Source organism: Burkholderia sp. Ac-20365 (genome assembly GCF_017104715.1).
GTDB lineage: Bacteria > Pseudomonadota > Gammaproteobacteria > Burkholderiales > Burkholderiaceae > Paraburkholderia.
This window is the reverse complement of record NZ_JAAGPI010000002.1, coordinates 110382-124416: the sequence shown is the minus strand read 5'-3', so window position 1 is coordinate 124416 and position 14035 is coordinate 110382. Positions and strand designations below refer to the sequence as shown.

Annotated in this window: 13 protein-coding genes; 8 read left to right on the top strand and 5 right to left on the bottom strand. The window is 62.0% G+C overall.

The features are described from left to right. The first annotated feature begins 194 nt into the window (after window positions 1-194). From argB to G3O01_RS03860, 7 genes are all read left to right on the top strand, one after another. Window positions 195-1094, top strand: a complete 900-nt coding sequence (argB, locus tag G3O01_RS03890) for an acetylglutamate kinase (protein WP_205803210.1) — start codon at window positions 195-197, stop codon at window positions 1092-1094. A 207-nt stretch (window positions 1095-1301) separates the two neighbouring features. After that, the gene (locus G3O01_RS03885) at window positions 1302-2057 is read left to right on the top strand and encodes a pyrimidine 5'-nucleotidase (protein ID WP_205803209.1); all 756 of its coding nucleotides are present in this window, start codon (window positions 1302-1304) and stop codon (window positions 2055-2057) included. 36 nt (window positions 2058-2093) lie between these two features. Further along, the gene (gene slmA, locus G3O01_RS03880; RefSeq protein ID WP_205803208.1) at window positions 2094-2759 is read left to right on the top strand and encodes a nucleoid occlusion factor SlmA; all 666 of its coding nucleotides are present in this window, start codon (window positions 2094-2096) and stop codon (window positions 2757-2759) included. A 242-nt stretch (window positions 2760-3001) separates the two neighbouring features. Further along, the gene (locus tag G3O01_RS03875) at window positions 3002-4147 is read left to right on the top strand and encodes a homoserine O-acetyltransferase (protein ID WP_205803207.1); all 1146 of its coding nucleotides are present in this window, start codon (window positions 3002-3004) and stop codon (window positions 4145-4147) included. After that, window positions 4144-4752, top strand: coding sequence for a methionine biosynthesis protein MetW (gene metW / locus G3O01_RS03870; RefSeq protein WP_205803206.1), 609 nt, complete (start codon window positions 4144-4146; stop codon window positions 4750-4752). The genes G3O01_RS03875 and metW overlap by 4 nt, the downstream gene beginning before the upstream one ends. A 13-nt stretch (window positions 4753-4765) precedes the next feature. After that, the gene (locus G3O01_RS03865; RefSeq protein WP_205803205.1) at window positions 4766-6160 is read left to right on the top strand and encodes an AmpG family muropeptide MFS transporter; all 1395 of its coding nucleotides are present in this window, start codon (window positions 4766-4768) and stop codon (window positions 6158-6160) included. Then, entirely contained in the window at window positions 6160-7305 is a 1146-nt protein-coding gene (locus tag G3O01_RS03860; RefSeq protein WP_205803690.1) for a M48 family metallopeptidase, read from the top strand. Before G3O01_RS03865 ends, G3O01_RS03860 begins: the two co-directional genes overlap by 1 nt. A gap of 12 nt (window positions 7306-7317) precedes the next feature. Here G3O01_RS03860 and G3O01_RS03855 read toward each other — a convergent pair whose 3' ends face one another. From G3O01_RS03855 to gatC, 5 genes are all read right to left on the bottom strand, one after another. Next, a complete protein-coding gene (locus G3O01_RS03855; protein ID WP_205803204.1) occupies window positions 7318-8100 on the bottom strand; it encodes an exodeoxyribonuclease III in 783 nt (260 codons plus the stop codon). A 43-nt stretch (window positions 8101-8143) separates the two neighbouring features. Further along, window positions 8144-8980 carry a PPK2 family polyphosphate kinase gene (locus G3O01_RS03850; RefSeq protein WP_205803203.1) on the bottom strand — a complete coding sequence of 279 codons (837 nt, stop codon included), beginning with the start codon at window positions 8978-8980 and terminating at the stop codon, window positions 8144-8146. Window positions 8981-9120: 140 nt separating this feature from the next. Beyond that, a complete protein-coding gene (gatB, locus tag G3O01_RS03845; protein ID WP_205803202.1) occupies window positions 9121-10596 on the bottom strand; it encodes an Asp-tRNA(Asn)/Glu-tRNA(Gln) amidotransferase subunit GatB in 1476 nt (491 codons plus the stop codon). 2 nt (window positions 10597-10598) lie between these two features. Further along, the gene (gene gatA, locus G3O01_RS03840; protein ID WP_205803201.1) at window positions 10599-12092 is read right to left on the bottom strand and encodes an Asp-tRNA(Asn)/Glu-tRNA(Gln) amidotransferase subunit GatA; all 1494 of its coding nucleotides are present in this window, start codon (window positions 12090-12092) and stop codon (window positions 10599-10601) included. 153 nt (window positions 12093-12245) lie between these two features. Then, window positions 12246-12545, bottom strand: coding sequence for an Asp-tRNA(Asn)/Glu-tRNA(Gln) amidotransferase subunit GatC (gatC, locus tag G3O01_RS03835; RefSeq protein WP_205803200.1), 300 nt, complete (start codon window positions 12543-12545; stop codon window positions 12246-12248). Window positions 12546-12923: 378 nt separating this feature from the next. Here gatC and G3O01_RS03830 point away from each other — a divergent pair, with 378 nt between their 5' ends. Next, window positions 12924-13967, top strand: a complete 1044-nt coding sequence (locus G3O01_RS03830; RefSeq protein ID WP_004189550.1) for a rod shape-determining protein — start codon at window positions 12924-12926, stop codon at window positions 13965-13967. Window positions 13968-14035 lie beyond the last annotated feature (68 nt).

The window sequence follows — 14035 nt, the reverse complement described above, 5'->3', positions numbered from 1 at the left end:
AACTGACCAAACCTTCCAGCGCGCCGCCGGAATCCACCGCTGGAACGACGCATCCATCGACCGCAAACGCACTTTTCCGCACTGCGGCAATTTGCGGGCCGTCACCGCGGCGGCACACGTCGAATTCACTATTGCACCGCGCCAGTTGTGTACAATCCGGCGTTGTTTTCACCGTTTCCGTCCGAGCCGCCGCCATGTCCGAAACTCCCGACCTGTCCCAGATCGCTCCCACGCTGAAGGCTGAAATTCTCGCCGAGGCGCTGCCCTATATTCGCCAGTACCACGGCAAGACCGTTGTCATCAAGTACGGCGGCAACGCAATGACGGAAGAGCGCCTGAAGCAGGGCTTCGCGCGCGACGTGATCCTCTTGAAACTGGTCGGCATCAACCCGGTGATCGTGCACGGCGGCGGTCCGCAGATCGATCAGGCGTTGAAGAAGATCGGCAAGCAGGGCACGTTCATCCAGGGCATGCGCGTCACCGACGAAGAGACGATGGAAGTCGTCGAATGGGTGCTGGGCGGTGAAGTGCAGCAGGACATCGTCACGCTGATCAATCACTTCGGCGGCCACGCAGTTGGTCTGACGGGCAAGGACGGCGGCCTGATCCACGCGCGCAAGCTGATGATGCCGGACCGCGACAACCCGGGTCAGTACATCGATATCGGCCAGGTCGGCGAAGTCGAGGCGATCAACCCGGCGGTCGTGAAGGCGCTGCAGGACGACGCGTTCATTCCCGTGATCTCGCCGATCGGCTTTGGTGAAGACGGTCTGTCGTACAACATCAATGCGGACCTCGTGGCGGGCAAGCTGGCTGTGGTGCTGAACGCCGAAAAGCTGGTGATGATGACGAATATCCCCGGCGTGATGGACAAGGAAGGCACGCTGCTGACCGATCTGTCCGCGCGCGAAATCGACGCGCTGTTCGCCGATGGCACGATCTCGGGCGGCATGCTGCCGAAGATCTCGTCGGCACTCGACGCGGCGAAGAGCGGCGTGCGTTCGGTGCACATCATCGACGGCCGTATCGAGCATTCGGTGCTGCTCGAAATCCTGACGGAACAGCCGTTCGGCACGATGATCCGCTCGCACTGAGCGCGTCCATCACCTCAAGCGTCACGCATATTCACGCATCACGCGAAGCACGGCACGCTGGCCGCCGTGCTTCGCAGAAGGCATACTGGCCTTCCGTCTCCCGCGCAGCACGCTGCGCTGTCTCATGTTTCCAACTGCACGCGCTGCCGCTTCGCAACACGAGGCAGAATCCGCACGCGCGCGAACCAGCAATCACGCTGCAACATCATGCGCACATACCGTCCGAAGCGCCGTCGGCCGCAGATTCACGCCGGCACGCCCGTCTGGCTGTTCGATCTCGACAACACGCTGCATCATGCGTCGCACGCGATCTTCCCGGCCATCAACTCCGCGATGACGCAGTACATCATCGACACGCTGCAAGTCGAGCGCGCTGAGGCGAACCGTCTGCGCACTGGCTACACGCAGCGCTACGGCGCGGCGCTGCTGGGTCTCACGCGCCATCATGACGTCGACGCGCACGACTTCCTCGACTACGTCCACACGTTCCCTGACCTGCGCGCGATGCTGCGCAGCGAACGCGGCCTCAAACGGCTCGTCGATGCGTTGCCCGGCCGCAAGATCGTGCTGACCAACGCGCCCGAAGCGTACGCGCTCGACGTCCTGAAGGAACTTGGCATCGAGCGCCTGTTCGAGCGCGTGATCGCAATCGAACACATGCGCGACCGCCGCTTCTGGCGCGCCAAACCCGATCACGCGATGCTGCGCCGTGCGATGCGCGACGCGCACGTGCGTCTCGGCGATGCCGTGCTGGTCGAAGATACGCGCAGCCATTTGAAGAACTACCGGCGGCTGGGCATCCGCACGGTGTGGATCACCGGCCATCTGCCGCAGCATGCGCGCGCGGACGGCACGCCGGCGCGGTTGCCGGGCACGGGTCGCCCGCACTATGTCGATCGATGCATTCGTTCGCTAAAATCGTTGAGACTGGGCAATCGCCTGGAAGGCCGATCGAACAACTGACGCAGAACCGGCCGCGCCAAATCAGGGACGACAGACATGCAGCCTATCCGCAAGCATGACGAGGACGTAACCGAAGACCAGCCGGCCCCGCCGCGCGCGACACGCCTGAAACCGGGCGAGCGCCGCGTGCACATCCTCCAGACGCTCGCCGCGATGCTGGAGGCGCCGAAGAACGAAAAGATCACCACGGCGGCGCTGGCCGCGCGCATCGGTGTGTCGGAGGCGGCGCTGTATCGGCATTTCGCCAGCAAGGCGCAGATGTTCGAAGGGCTGATCGAGTTCATCGAGCAGACGCTCTTCGGCCTCATCAACCAGATCGTCGCAAAAGAGCCGAACGGCGTACTGCAGGCACGCGCGATCGCGCTGATGCTGCTCAATTTTTCGGCGAAGAATCCCGGCATGACGCGCGTGCTGACATGTGAAGCGCTTGTCGGCGAACACGAGCGGCTCACCGAGCGCGTCAACCAGCTGCTCGAACGCGTCGAAGCATCGCTCAAGCAATGTCTGCGGCTTGGGCTGATGGAAGCGTCGAGCCACGCAAGCTCAAGTCCGATCCCGCTGCCCGCCGACTACGATCCCGTCGTGCGCGCGAACTTGCTGCTCAGCTACATCGTCGGACGCTGGCATCGCTTCGTGCGCAGCGGCTTCTCACGCGCGCCCGTCGACCAGGCCGACGCGCAACTGCGGCTGATCCTGCAATAGGCGGCGCCGGGCCAGCGCAGCGTTTTTTCCGATATACTCTGCGCTTAACCGTTTTTGGCGGTTAAAAGCAGTAAGACGCGCCGATTTGCTGACTCGATTGCGGGCGCGCGAACCAGCGGGTGGAGTTCGTCCATCTACGCGGTTCACTATAAATGCGGCTAAAGAGGTCGTCAGCCGCGCGCAAACTCCCTCCGCGCAACCGCCGACACCATTTAGCCGCCCCATGTCAGAAGGCGGAATGAATGGAATCGATCGGGATCGTCACTCCACAAACAATGCATTTTTCCGAGCCGCTGCGTCTGCAGAACGGCAGCTCGCTTGCGAACTACGACCTCGTCGTTGAAACCTACGGCACGCTCAACGAAGCGCGCAGCAACGCCGTACTCGTGTGCCACGCGCTCAACGCGTCGCATCACGTGGCGGGCGTGTATGCGGACGATCCGAAGAACGTCGGCTGGTGGGACAACATGGTCGGGCCAGGCAAGCCGCTCGACACCAACCGCTTCTTCGTGATCGGTGTGAACAATCTCGGCTCGTGCTTCGGCTCGACGGGACCGATGAGCATCGATCCGTCGACAGGCCGTCCGTACGGCAAGAGCTTTCCCGTCGTCACCGTCGAAGACTGGGTGAACGCGCAGGCGCTCGTCGCCGACGAATTCGGCATCGAGAAATTCGCGGCGGTGATGGGCGGCAGCCTCGGCGGCATGCAGGCGCTCGCGTGGAGCCTGATGTATCCGGACCGCCTCGGGCACTGCATCGTGATCGCGTCGACGCCGAAGCTTTCCGCGCAGAACATCGCGTTCAACGAAGTGGCGCGTTCGTCGATCCTTTCCGACCCGGATTTTCACGGCGGCGACTACTACGCGCACAACGTGAAGCCGAAACGCGGCTTGCGCGTCGCGCGGATGATCGGCCACATCACATATCTGTCGGATGACGACATGGCCGCGAAGTTCGGCCGCGCGCTGCGCCGCGCGGAAGGCGCGGAAGACGTCTACAACTTCAACTTCGACGTCGAGTTCGAAGTGGAATCGTATCTGCGCTATCAGGGCGACAAGTTCGCCGATTACTTCGACGCGAACACGTATCTGCTGATCACGCGCGCGCTCGATTACTTCGACCCCGCGAAAGCCTACGACGGCGATCTCACTGCGGCGCTCGCGCACACGAAGGCAAAGTACCTGATCGCGAGCTTCACCACCGACTGGCGTTTCGCGCCCGCGCGTTCGCGTGAACTGGTGAAAGCGCTGCTCGATCACAAGCGCCAGGTGACGTACGGCGAAATCGACGCGCCGCACGGCCACGACGCCTTCCTACTCGACGACGCGCGCTATCACAACCTGATGCGCGCCTACTACGAACGTATCGCAGCAGAGGTGAACGCATGAACCAGCGCGCTCTCGATTATCTTGCGTCGCGCCCGGATTTCCGCGCGATCGCCCGCTGGGTCGAACCTCGCGGCACGGTGCTCGATCTCGGCTGCGGCGACGGCTCGCTGCTCTCGCTGCTGATGGAAGAACTCGACGTGACGGGCTACGGCATCGAAATCAACGACGCCGGCGTGCTCGCCTCAACGAAGAACGGCATCAACGTGATCCAGCAGAATCTGGAAGATGGCCTGCGTCTGTTCGAAGACGGCAGCTTCGATTTTGCGATCCTTTCTCAAACGCTGCAGACCATTCACCAGACCGCCGCGATTCTGCGCGAGACGGTGCGCGTGGGTAAGGAATGCATCGTTTCGTTTCCAAATTTCGGGTACTGGTCGCATCGGCTGTCGGTTTTACAGGGACGCATGCCTGTGTCGAAATCGCTGCCTTATCAGTGGCACAACACGCCGAACGTGCGCGTGCTGACCATCAAGGACTTCGAGGCGCTTGCGCCGGAAGTCGGCATCGAAATTCTCGATCGCGTCGTGCTGCATGGAGGCCAGCAAGTGAGATGGGGCGTGAACTGGCGTGGTAGTCTTGCGGTCTATCGCGTCAAGAAAAGCTAACGTCACTCATCTCATGTCGAACCCGCCACACGAGGCGCCTGCACTAACCGCTCACGAAGAACATCCCGGCATGCGCGCGTTTCTCAACGCGCGCATGCTGATCTGCGTCTTCCTCGGCTTCACGTCGGGGCTGCCGCTATTCACGCTCGTCTATCTCGTACAGGCCTGGTTGCGCTCTGAAGGCGTGAACCTGAAGGAAATCGGCCTGTTCGCGCTGATCCAGTTTCCCTATACGTGGAAATTCATCTGGGCGCCGCTGATGGATCGCTATGTGCCGCGTCTGCCCGGCTGGAAGCCAGGACGCCGGCGCGGCTGGATGCTCTTCACGCAGGTACTCGTCGCGGTTGCGATTGCATCGCTTGGTATCGTGTCGCCGCGCGATTCGATCTGGACGGTCGCGGCATTGACGTCTCTCGTCGCGTTCTTCGGCGCGAGTTCGGACATCGTGATCGATGCGTATCGGCGCGAACTGCTGCACGACACCGAGCAAGGCCTCGGCAATGCAGTACATGTGAACGCATACAAGATCGCGGCGCTCGTGCCGGGTTCGCTCGCGCTGATTCTCTCGGACCATCTGCCGTGGGCGACGGTGTTCATCGTCACGGCCGCGTTCATGATTCCGGGCATGATCATGACGCTCGTCGTGAAAGAGCCCGAAGTGCACGGCAAGCCGCCGAAGAACCTGCGCGAAGCGATCGTCGAGCCATTCCGCGAATTCCTGCTGCGCGACGGCTGGCGCGGCGCGCTGTTCGTGCTCGGCTTCATCTTCCTGTACAAGCTCGGGGATACGATGGCGACCACGCTGTCCACGTCGTTCTTTCTCGACATCGGCTTTTCGCGCACGCAGATCGGCGTGATCGCGAAGACCACGGCGTTCGGTGCAAGTCTCGCGGGTGGCATCATCGGCGGGATTGCGCTGATGCGTATCGGCATCGGTCGCGGGCTGTGGATTTTCGGCTTCCTGCAGATGGTGTCGACGCTCGGCTTTGCGTGGCTCGCGCATGTCGGGCCTGCGTCGCCAGGACTGACCGTCGTGTATGACATTGCAGTCGCGTTGAGCACGGGCACGACAAAGCTGCTGTCGTTGCTCGGCATCGGCTGGACGGTGCAACTCGATCCGATGTCGGTCGCGCTCGCGATCGTGTATGGCTTCGAGACGTTCACGACCGGGCTGACGCTCGCGGCGTTCACCGCCTATATCGCGAGCACGACAGATCCGCGTTACACGGCGACGCAGTTCGCGCTGTTCACGTCGCTGGCTTCCGTGCCGCGCACGCTTGCGTCAGCGGCGAGCGGCTTCGTCGTCGCGCAGTTCGGCTGGTTTCATTACTTCATTCTCTGCACGGCGCTTGCTATCCCAGGCATGCTACTGTTGTTCAGGATCGCTCCCTGGAGAAAGCAGTCGTGATGGAGTTTGCATCGCGGCGCGCTGTCGTTGATCCGGCTTCGCGCGCCGATTCCCGTCGATCGCCTGCATATCGCATGCGCGCGCTGTATTACGCTGTCGTTTCCGCATGCGCAGCGGTCTGCGTCATGTCGCCATGGCAGGCGCAAGCGGCTGATTCGCCGTCGAATGGCAGCGCGCCGCCCGCGGCGAACGCGCCTGCGGCACCATCGGCGCCGTCTGCAACGTCTGGCGCATCTGCACCGTCGAACGCAAACGCCACGCTGCCCCAGACACCCGTCACTGCGCGCACGCCTGCGCCGACACCTCCGCTGCCAGCACTGCCCACTCCGTTCCAGCCGAACCAGCAATTGCGCTACGGCGGCTACGCGGTGTTCCGCAATCTGATTCCTTCACCGATGCTCGAAGCGCAATCGGCTGAAGAATTCGATCAGATCGCGCGCGGCGCGGAGCACATGAGCCGGCTCTATCCGCCGTCTGATCCGCACGCGAAGCGCGTGCAACAGATCGTCGACAAGCTGATTCCGTATTCGCTCAAATGGAACGATCGCACGAAGAACTGGAAGTGGGATGTCGCCGTGCTGCGCTCCACGGATATTCGTGCGTACTGTCTGCCGGGCGGCAAGATCATCGTGTACGGCGGCATGCTGGACAAGGTCAAGCCCAACGACAACGAACTCGGCATGCTGCTCGGCCATGAAATCGCGCACGCGTTGCGCGAGCATGCCCGCGAACGTCTCGGCGAACAGCAGGCCGCGCAACTCGGTTCAGGGACGATTCCACAACTCTTCGGTCTTGCCGATCTCGGCGAAGCGCCGCTCGGTATCGGCACGCAGTTGCTGGAAATGAAGTACGAACGCGCCGACGAAACGGAAGCCGATGTGATCGGCAGCGAGATTGCTTCGCGTGCGGGTTTCGATCCGCGCGCTGCGATTACGCTGTGGGACAAGCTCGCCGTCGCCACGCGCAGCAACCGCGATCAGGGCTTCATCTACGTGCATCCGTACAATCCGACGCGCCGCGCGGACATCATGAAGCGCCTGCCCGACATGTTGCCGCTGTATGCAAAGGCAATCGGCAAGACTGTCGATGCATTGCCCGACTACGCTGGCATCGGCCGCCCGCGCCGTACGACCGCGAGCGACTGATCGCACTTTCGTTTATTTCTTCGCGATCTTGTGCGCGTAGTCGACGGTCACGGGCGCGTGATCGCTGAACTTGATATCGCGGAACACATCGACGCGTTTCGCCGTCGCCGCAATGCCCTGCGTCGCGATCTGGTAATCGATACGCCACCCGACGTTCTTCGCATACGCCTGACCGCGATTGCTCCACCACGTGTACTGCTCGGGGCGTTGATCTAGCGTACGGAACACGTCGACATAACCGACTTCGTCGAACAGCTTCGTGAGCCATTCGCGCTCTTCCGGCAGGCAGCCTGAGTTCTTCTGGTTGCCCTTCCAGTTCTTGATGTCGATTTCCTTGTGCACGATGTTCACGTCGCCGCACACGATCACTTCGCGCTCTTTCGCGAGTTCCGTGAGATGCGGCATGAACTCGTCCATGAAACGGTACTTGGCCTGCTGACGCTCGTCGCCGCTCGAACCCGACGGCACATACACCGAAATCACCGACAGATTGCCAAAGCGCGCTTCCACATAGCGCCCTTCGGGATCAAACTCTTCGCTGCCGAAACCGATCACGACTTCATCCGGCTCGTGACGCGTATAGAGACCCGCGCCGCTATAACCCTTCTTCACCGCATGCTGGAAATAGCCGGTGAAACCGTGCGGCGCGAGGAATTCCGGCGTCATGTCGTCCTGCGAGCATTTGATTTCCTGCACGCACACGACATCGGCCTTCTGCTCGCCGAACCACTCGAAAAAGCCCTTCTTGGCCGCCGAACGAATGCCGTTCAGGTTGGCGGTGATCACACGCAACATGTTTTTCCTTCGTTATGTTTTTGTCTGTTCGACAAGGTGAAGATCATTCGACAATCACGCCCTTCAGCGATTCTTTCGCGGGCGGGAATTCAAGCTTCAGCGATTCGAACGCGCGCAGCAGCAACTCGCCGACCATCACGTTGCGATGCGTCTTCGAATCCGCGGGAATCACGTACCACGGCGCGTAGTCCGTCGATGTCGCCGCGAGCGCTTCCTCGTATGCGTCCTGATACTTGTCCCACAGCTTGCGCGCGTCGAGATCGGAGACGTCGAACTTCCAGTGCTTGGTCGGATCGTCGATACGCGCCTGCAGGCGCTCGCGCTGCTCGTCCTTCGAAATGTGCAGCATGCATTTGATGATCGTCGTGCCGTTTTCCGCGAGCATCAGTTCGAAGTCGCGAATGTGCCGGTAGCGCTTCAACCGCGCTTCCTTGTCCATCGAACCGAGCACGACGGGCACGAGCACGTCTTCATAATGGCTGCGGTTGAAGATGGTCAGCTCTCCCGCGGCGGGCGCCTGCGCGTGAACGCGCCATAGAAAGTCGTGCGCCAGCTCGATCGGCGTCGGCGCCTTGAACGGCACGATGCGCAAGCCCAGCGGATCGACTTCATGAAACACCGCGCGGATCGTGCCGTCCTTGCCGCTCGTGTCCATGCCCTGCAGAACGAGCAGAACGCGTTGCACGCGTTGCGCGTGCAGACGCTCCTGCTGCGCATCGAGCGCCGCGCCGATTTCGGCGAGACGTTCGCGGTCGGTGTCTTTCGATCCCGTCGAAAACGGCTTCGTGGACGGATCGACGCCGGTGAGAGAAAACTTCGACTTGCCGTCTTCTTCGAAAAAGGGCACGCGATAGTCGTCGAGTTCGTTCTTCTTTGCCATCGATGTTCCTCCTGTGCAGCGGGCCGTCATGTCGAATGGAAAAGCAAACGGGCCGTTGCGCGACTTTCGATGCGACAACAGCCCGTCATGGCTTTCGCGTATAGAGATGCCGCACGCGAAAGCCGATACCGCTACGACACTCAGCCCAGCTTCTTCTTCAACAGTTCGTTGACCTGCTGCGGATTCGCCTTGCCTTTGGTCGCCTTCATCGCCTGGCCGATCAGCGCGTTGAACGCCTTTTCCTTGCCCGCGCGGAATTCCTCAACCGACTTCTGGTTCGCGGCGAGCACTTCGTCGATGATCGCTTCGAGCGCGCCCGTATCCGAAATCTGCTTGAGGCCCTTCGCTTCGATGATGCGATCAGCGGCGGCTTCGTCCGTGGCCTTCTCCTCCCAGATCGCGAGGAAAATTTCCTTCGCGATCTTGTTCGAGATCGTGCCGTCGGCGATACGTTGCAGCACCAGCGCGAGTTGCGCAGCCGAGACCGGGCTGTCGGCGATGTCGAGGCCTTCGCGGTTCAGTTGCGACGACACTTCGCCCATCAGCCAGTTTGCCGCGACTTTCGCCTGCGCTGCACCGACCTTCGCGAGGACAGCTTCGTAGTAAGCAGCCATCGCCTTGCTCGACGTCACGACGCCCGCATCGTACGACGTGAGGCCGTATTGCTCGACGAAACGCGTCTGCATCGCGGCCGGCAGTTCCGGCAATTCGCCCTTCACGCGCTCCACCCACGCCGCGTCGATCACGAGCGGCATCAGATCGGGATCGGGGAAATAGCGGTAATCGTGCGCGTCTTCCTTGCTGCGCATCGAACGCGTTTCGCGCTTGTCCGGATCGTACAGACGCGTTTCCTGCACCACCGTGCCGCCATCTTCGATCAGTTCGATCTGACGACGCACTTCGTACTGGATCGCTTCTTCGAGGAAGCGGAACGAGTTCAGATTCTTGATCTCGGCACGCGTGCCGAATTCCTTCTGGCCGACAGGACGCACCGACACGTTCGCGTCGCAGCGGAACGAGCCTTCCTGCATGTTGCCGTCACAAATGCCGAGCCACACGACGAGACCATGCAACGCCTTCGCATACGCCACGGCTTCCGCCGCGCTGCGCATTTCCGGCTCGGTGACGATTTCGAGCAGCGGCGTGCCCGCGCGGTTCAGGTCGATGCCCGTCATGCCCGCGAAGTCTTCGTGCAGCGATTTGCCCGCATCTTCTTCGAGGTGCGCGCGCGTCAGGTTGACGGTCTTCTCGTACGCTGGATTGCCGGCCTTTTCGTTGGCCGGAACCCGGATCGTGATCTGTCCGCCCTGCACGACAGGAATCTCGTACTGGCTGATCTGATAGCCCTTCGGCAGATCAGGGTAGAAGTAGTTCTTGCGCGCGAAGATGCTGCGCGGCGCGATGGTTGCGTCGATCGCGAGACCGAACTGGATCGCGCGCTCGACAGCGCCCCTGTTCATCACGGGCAATACGCCCGGCAGCGCCAGATCGACGGGGCAGGCTTGCGTGTTCGGCGCGGCGCCGAACTGCGTGGCTGCGCCCGAGAAAATCTTCGAGACCGTCGACAGTTGCGCGTGGGTCTCGAGACCGATAACGACTTCCCATTGTGTTGCCATGTTCAAACCCCTGCCGGCGACTTGCGATGCCAGTCGGTGGCGCGCTGGAACGCGTCCGCTACCTGCAGCATGCGTGCTTCGTTGAAATAGTTGCCGATGATCTGCAAGCCGACGGGCCGCTGTGCATTCGCGCCCGCGCCGAAACCGCACGGCACGCTCATGCCCGGCAAACCGGCCAGACTCACCGACAGCGTGTAGATGTCCGCGAGATACATCTGCACGGGATCGTCGCCCTTCGCGCCGATATCCCACGCCACCGACGGCGCGACCGGCCCCATGATCACGTCGCACTGCTTGAACGCTTCCTGGAAATCCTGCGCGATGATGCGGCGGATTTTCTGCGCCTGCAGGTAGTACGCGTCGTAGTAACCGTGCGACAACACATACGTGCCGACCAGAATGCGGCGCTTCACTTCGGGGCCGAAACCTTCGGCGCGCGACTTCTTGTACATGTCGAGCAGATCGCGATACTCGGCCGCGCGATGGCCGTAGCGCACGCCATCGAAACGCGACAGGTTCGACGACGCTTCCGCCGGTGCGATCACGTAGTAGACGGGAATCGACAGTTCGGTCTTGGGAAGCGACACTTCGACGAGCGTCGCGCCGAGCGCTTCGTATTGCTTCAACGCTGCGTCGATCGATGCGCGCACGTCGTCGGCGAGGCCCGCGCCGAAGTATTCCTTCGGCAAACCGATGCGCAGGCCGGCGAGCGGCTTGTCAGCGGTAGCGCCCGCGCCCGACCAGTTCTGGCCGAGATAGCGCGTGTAATCTTCGTGAGCGTGCGTGAGGCTGGTCGAATCGCGCTCGTCGAAACCGGCCATCGCGTTGAGCAGCAGCGCGCAATCGGCGGCCGTCTGCGCCATCGGACCGCCCTGATCGAGCGACGAAGCGAACGCGATCATCCCGTAGCGCGACACGCGGCCGTACGTCGGCTTGATGCCGGTTATGCCCGAGAACGAAGCCGGCTGACGGATCGAGCCGCCCGTGTCCGTGCCAGTAGCGGCGGGCGCGAGGCGCGCAGCGACAGCCGCCGCCGAACCGCCCGACGAACCGCCCGGCACCGACTTGCGGTCCCACGGGTTTTGCACGGGGCCGAAGTACGAGTTTTCGTTCGACGAGCCCATCGCGAACTCGTCCATATTTGTTTTGCCGACGCACACCATGCCCGCCTGCGCGAGACGGTCGACGACGGTTGCATCGAACGGGCTCGTGTAGTTTTCGAGCATCTTCGAGCCGGCCGTGGAACGCCAGTTGCGCGTGACGAACACATCTTTATGCGCGATGGGCAGGCCCGTCAGCGGACCGGCGTTGCCGGCGGCGATCAGCGCGTCGGCGGCTTGCGCCTGCGCGAGCGTCTGCTGTGCGTCGACGTGCACGAACGCGTTCAGCGCCTTGTGATCGTCGATCCGCTTCAGATACGTTTGCGCCAGTTCGACTGCGGAGCATTGCTTCGCGTCGAGCGCGGCGCGCAGTTCGGTCAAGCTTTTTTCATGCATTGCGTTTTTCCTGGAAAGCGCGACGGCGCGCTGCGCCGCCGTGTAGGCATCCGGCCGCCCGCCGGCAGGCCGCGCCGAAAAGTGCGGGCCGTGTTGCGCGCAAAGCTTCGCACGCGTGACACACAACCCGGTGCTTAATCATGGACCGGGCGCTTACTCGATGACCTTCGGCACCAGATACAGGCCGTCCTGCACAGCAGGCGCGGGACGCTGGAATTCGTCGCGATTCACGATTTCGGTGACGGCGTCGTTGCGCAGGCGCAGCGCGACGTCTTCGATCTGCTCGATCGGATGCGCGAGCGGTGCGATGCCCGTCGTATCGACCGCCTGCATCTGTTCGACGAGGCCGAAGAAATCGTTGAGCTGGGTCAAGGTGTGCCCGGCGTCGGCCTCGGGCAGTTCGAGCCGTGCGAGATGGGCGATGCGTTTCACATCGGTCAGAGTCAGGGCCATGCGGTCACCGGAAAAGTGGCGGTCTGCCGCAACGATGAAAAAACGACGTCGCGACAGCAGGTTAGGTCATTGGAGCAAGCCCTCGAAATTGGGGCCAACGAAGGCAAAAAGTGCCATTCGTTTCCTTTAAATCAAGCAAAATTATAAGGTATCATTACGCGTTCGACCCAAACCCGGACCGTCTTACCAAGGCCTTTCTGACATTTTCAGAGATCGCTGAACGACAGCTCGGCTGCCTTGCTATAGCCTCCGGTACGTTCCCTCGCAGTTTCATGCTTCTCCCGGCGCACCTGGCCGGACATGAGGCTGCTAATTTTTTTCCGCTGCCGCCCTACGCTTTCCATGCGAGGCCCGGCCCCCAGCGAGACAGGATTTTGCATGTTCGGTTTTTTGCGCAGCTATTTCTCCAACGATCTGGCCATTGACCTCGGCACGGCCAACACCCTCATCTATATGCGTGGCAAGGGTATCGTTCTCGACGAGCCGTCCGTCGTCTCGATTCGCCAGGAAGGCGGCCCGAACGGCAAGAAGACCATTCAGGCAGTCGGCAAGGAAGCAAAGCAGATGCTCGGCAAGGTGCCGGGCAACATCGAGGCGATCCGCCCGATGAAGGACGGCGTGATCGCCGACTTCACCGTGACCGAACAGATGATCAAGCAGTTCATCAAGACGGCTCACGAATCGCGCATGTTCTCGCCGTCGCCGCGCATCATCATCTGTGTGCCGTGCGGTTCGACGCAGGTCGAGCGCCGCGCCATTAAAGAAGCGGCACACGGCGCGGGCGCGTCGCAGGTCTACCTGATCGAAGAGCCGATGGCGGCTGCAATCGGCGCAGGCCTGCCGGTTTCGGAAGCAACGGGCTCGATGGTCGTCGACATCGGCGGCGGCACGACGGAAGTCGGCGTGATCTCGCTGGGCGGCATCGTGTACAAGGGTTCGGTGCGCGTCGGCGGCGACAAGTTCGACGAAGCGATCGTCAACTACATCCGCCGCAACTACGGCATGCTGATCGGCGAGCAAACCGCCGAAGCCATCAAGAAGGAAATTGGCTCCGCGTTCCCTGGCTCCGAAGTCAAGGAAATGGAAGTCAAGGGGCGCAACCTGTCGGAAGGCATTCCGCGCAGCTTCACCATTTCGAGCAACGAAATTCTTGAAGCATTGACCGATCCGCTGAACCAGATCGTGTCGTCGGTGAAGATCGCGCTGGAACAGACGCCGCCGGAACTGGGCGCCGACATCGCCGAGCGCGGCATGATGCTGACGGGCGGCGGCGCACTCCTGCGCGACCTCGACCGCCTGCTGGCGGAAGAAACGGGCCTGCCCGTGCTGGTCGCCGAAGATCCGCTGACGTGCGTCGTACGTGGTTCGGGCATGGCGCTCGAACGCATGGACAAGCTCGGCAGCATCTTCTCGTACGAGTAAGGTTGCTGGTCTCCATGTCTGCAGCGCGCACTGAAAGGCTGGCTCCGCCAGCCTTTGTGCGCTTTGTG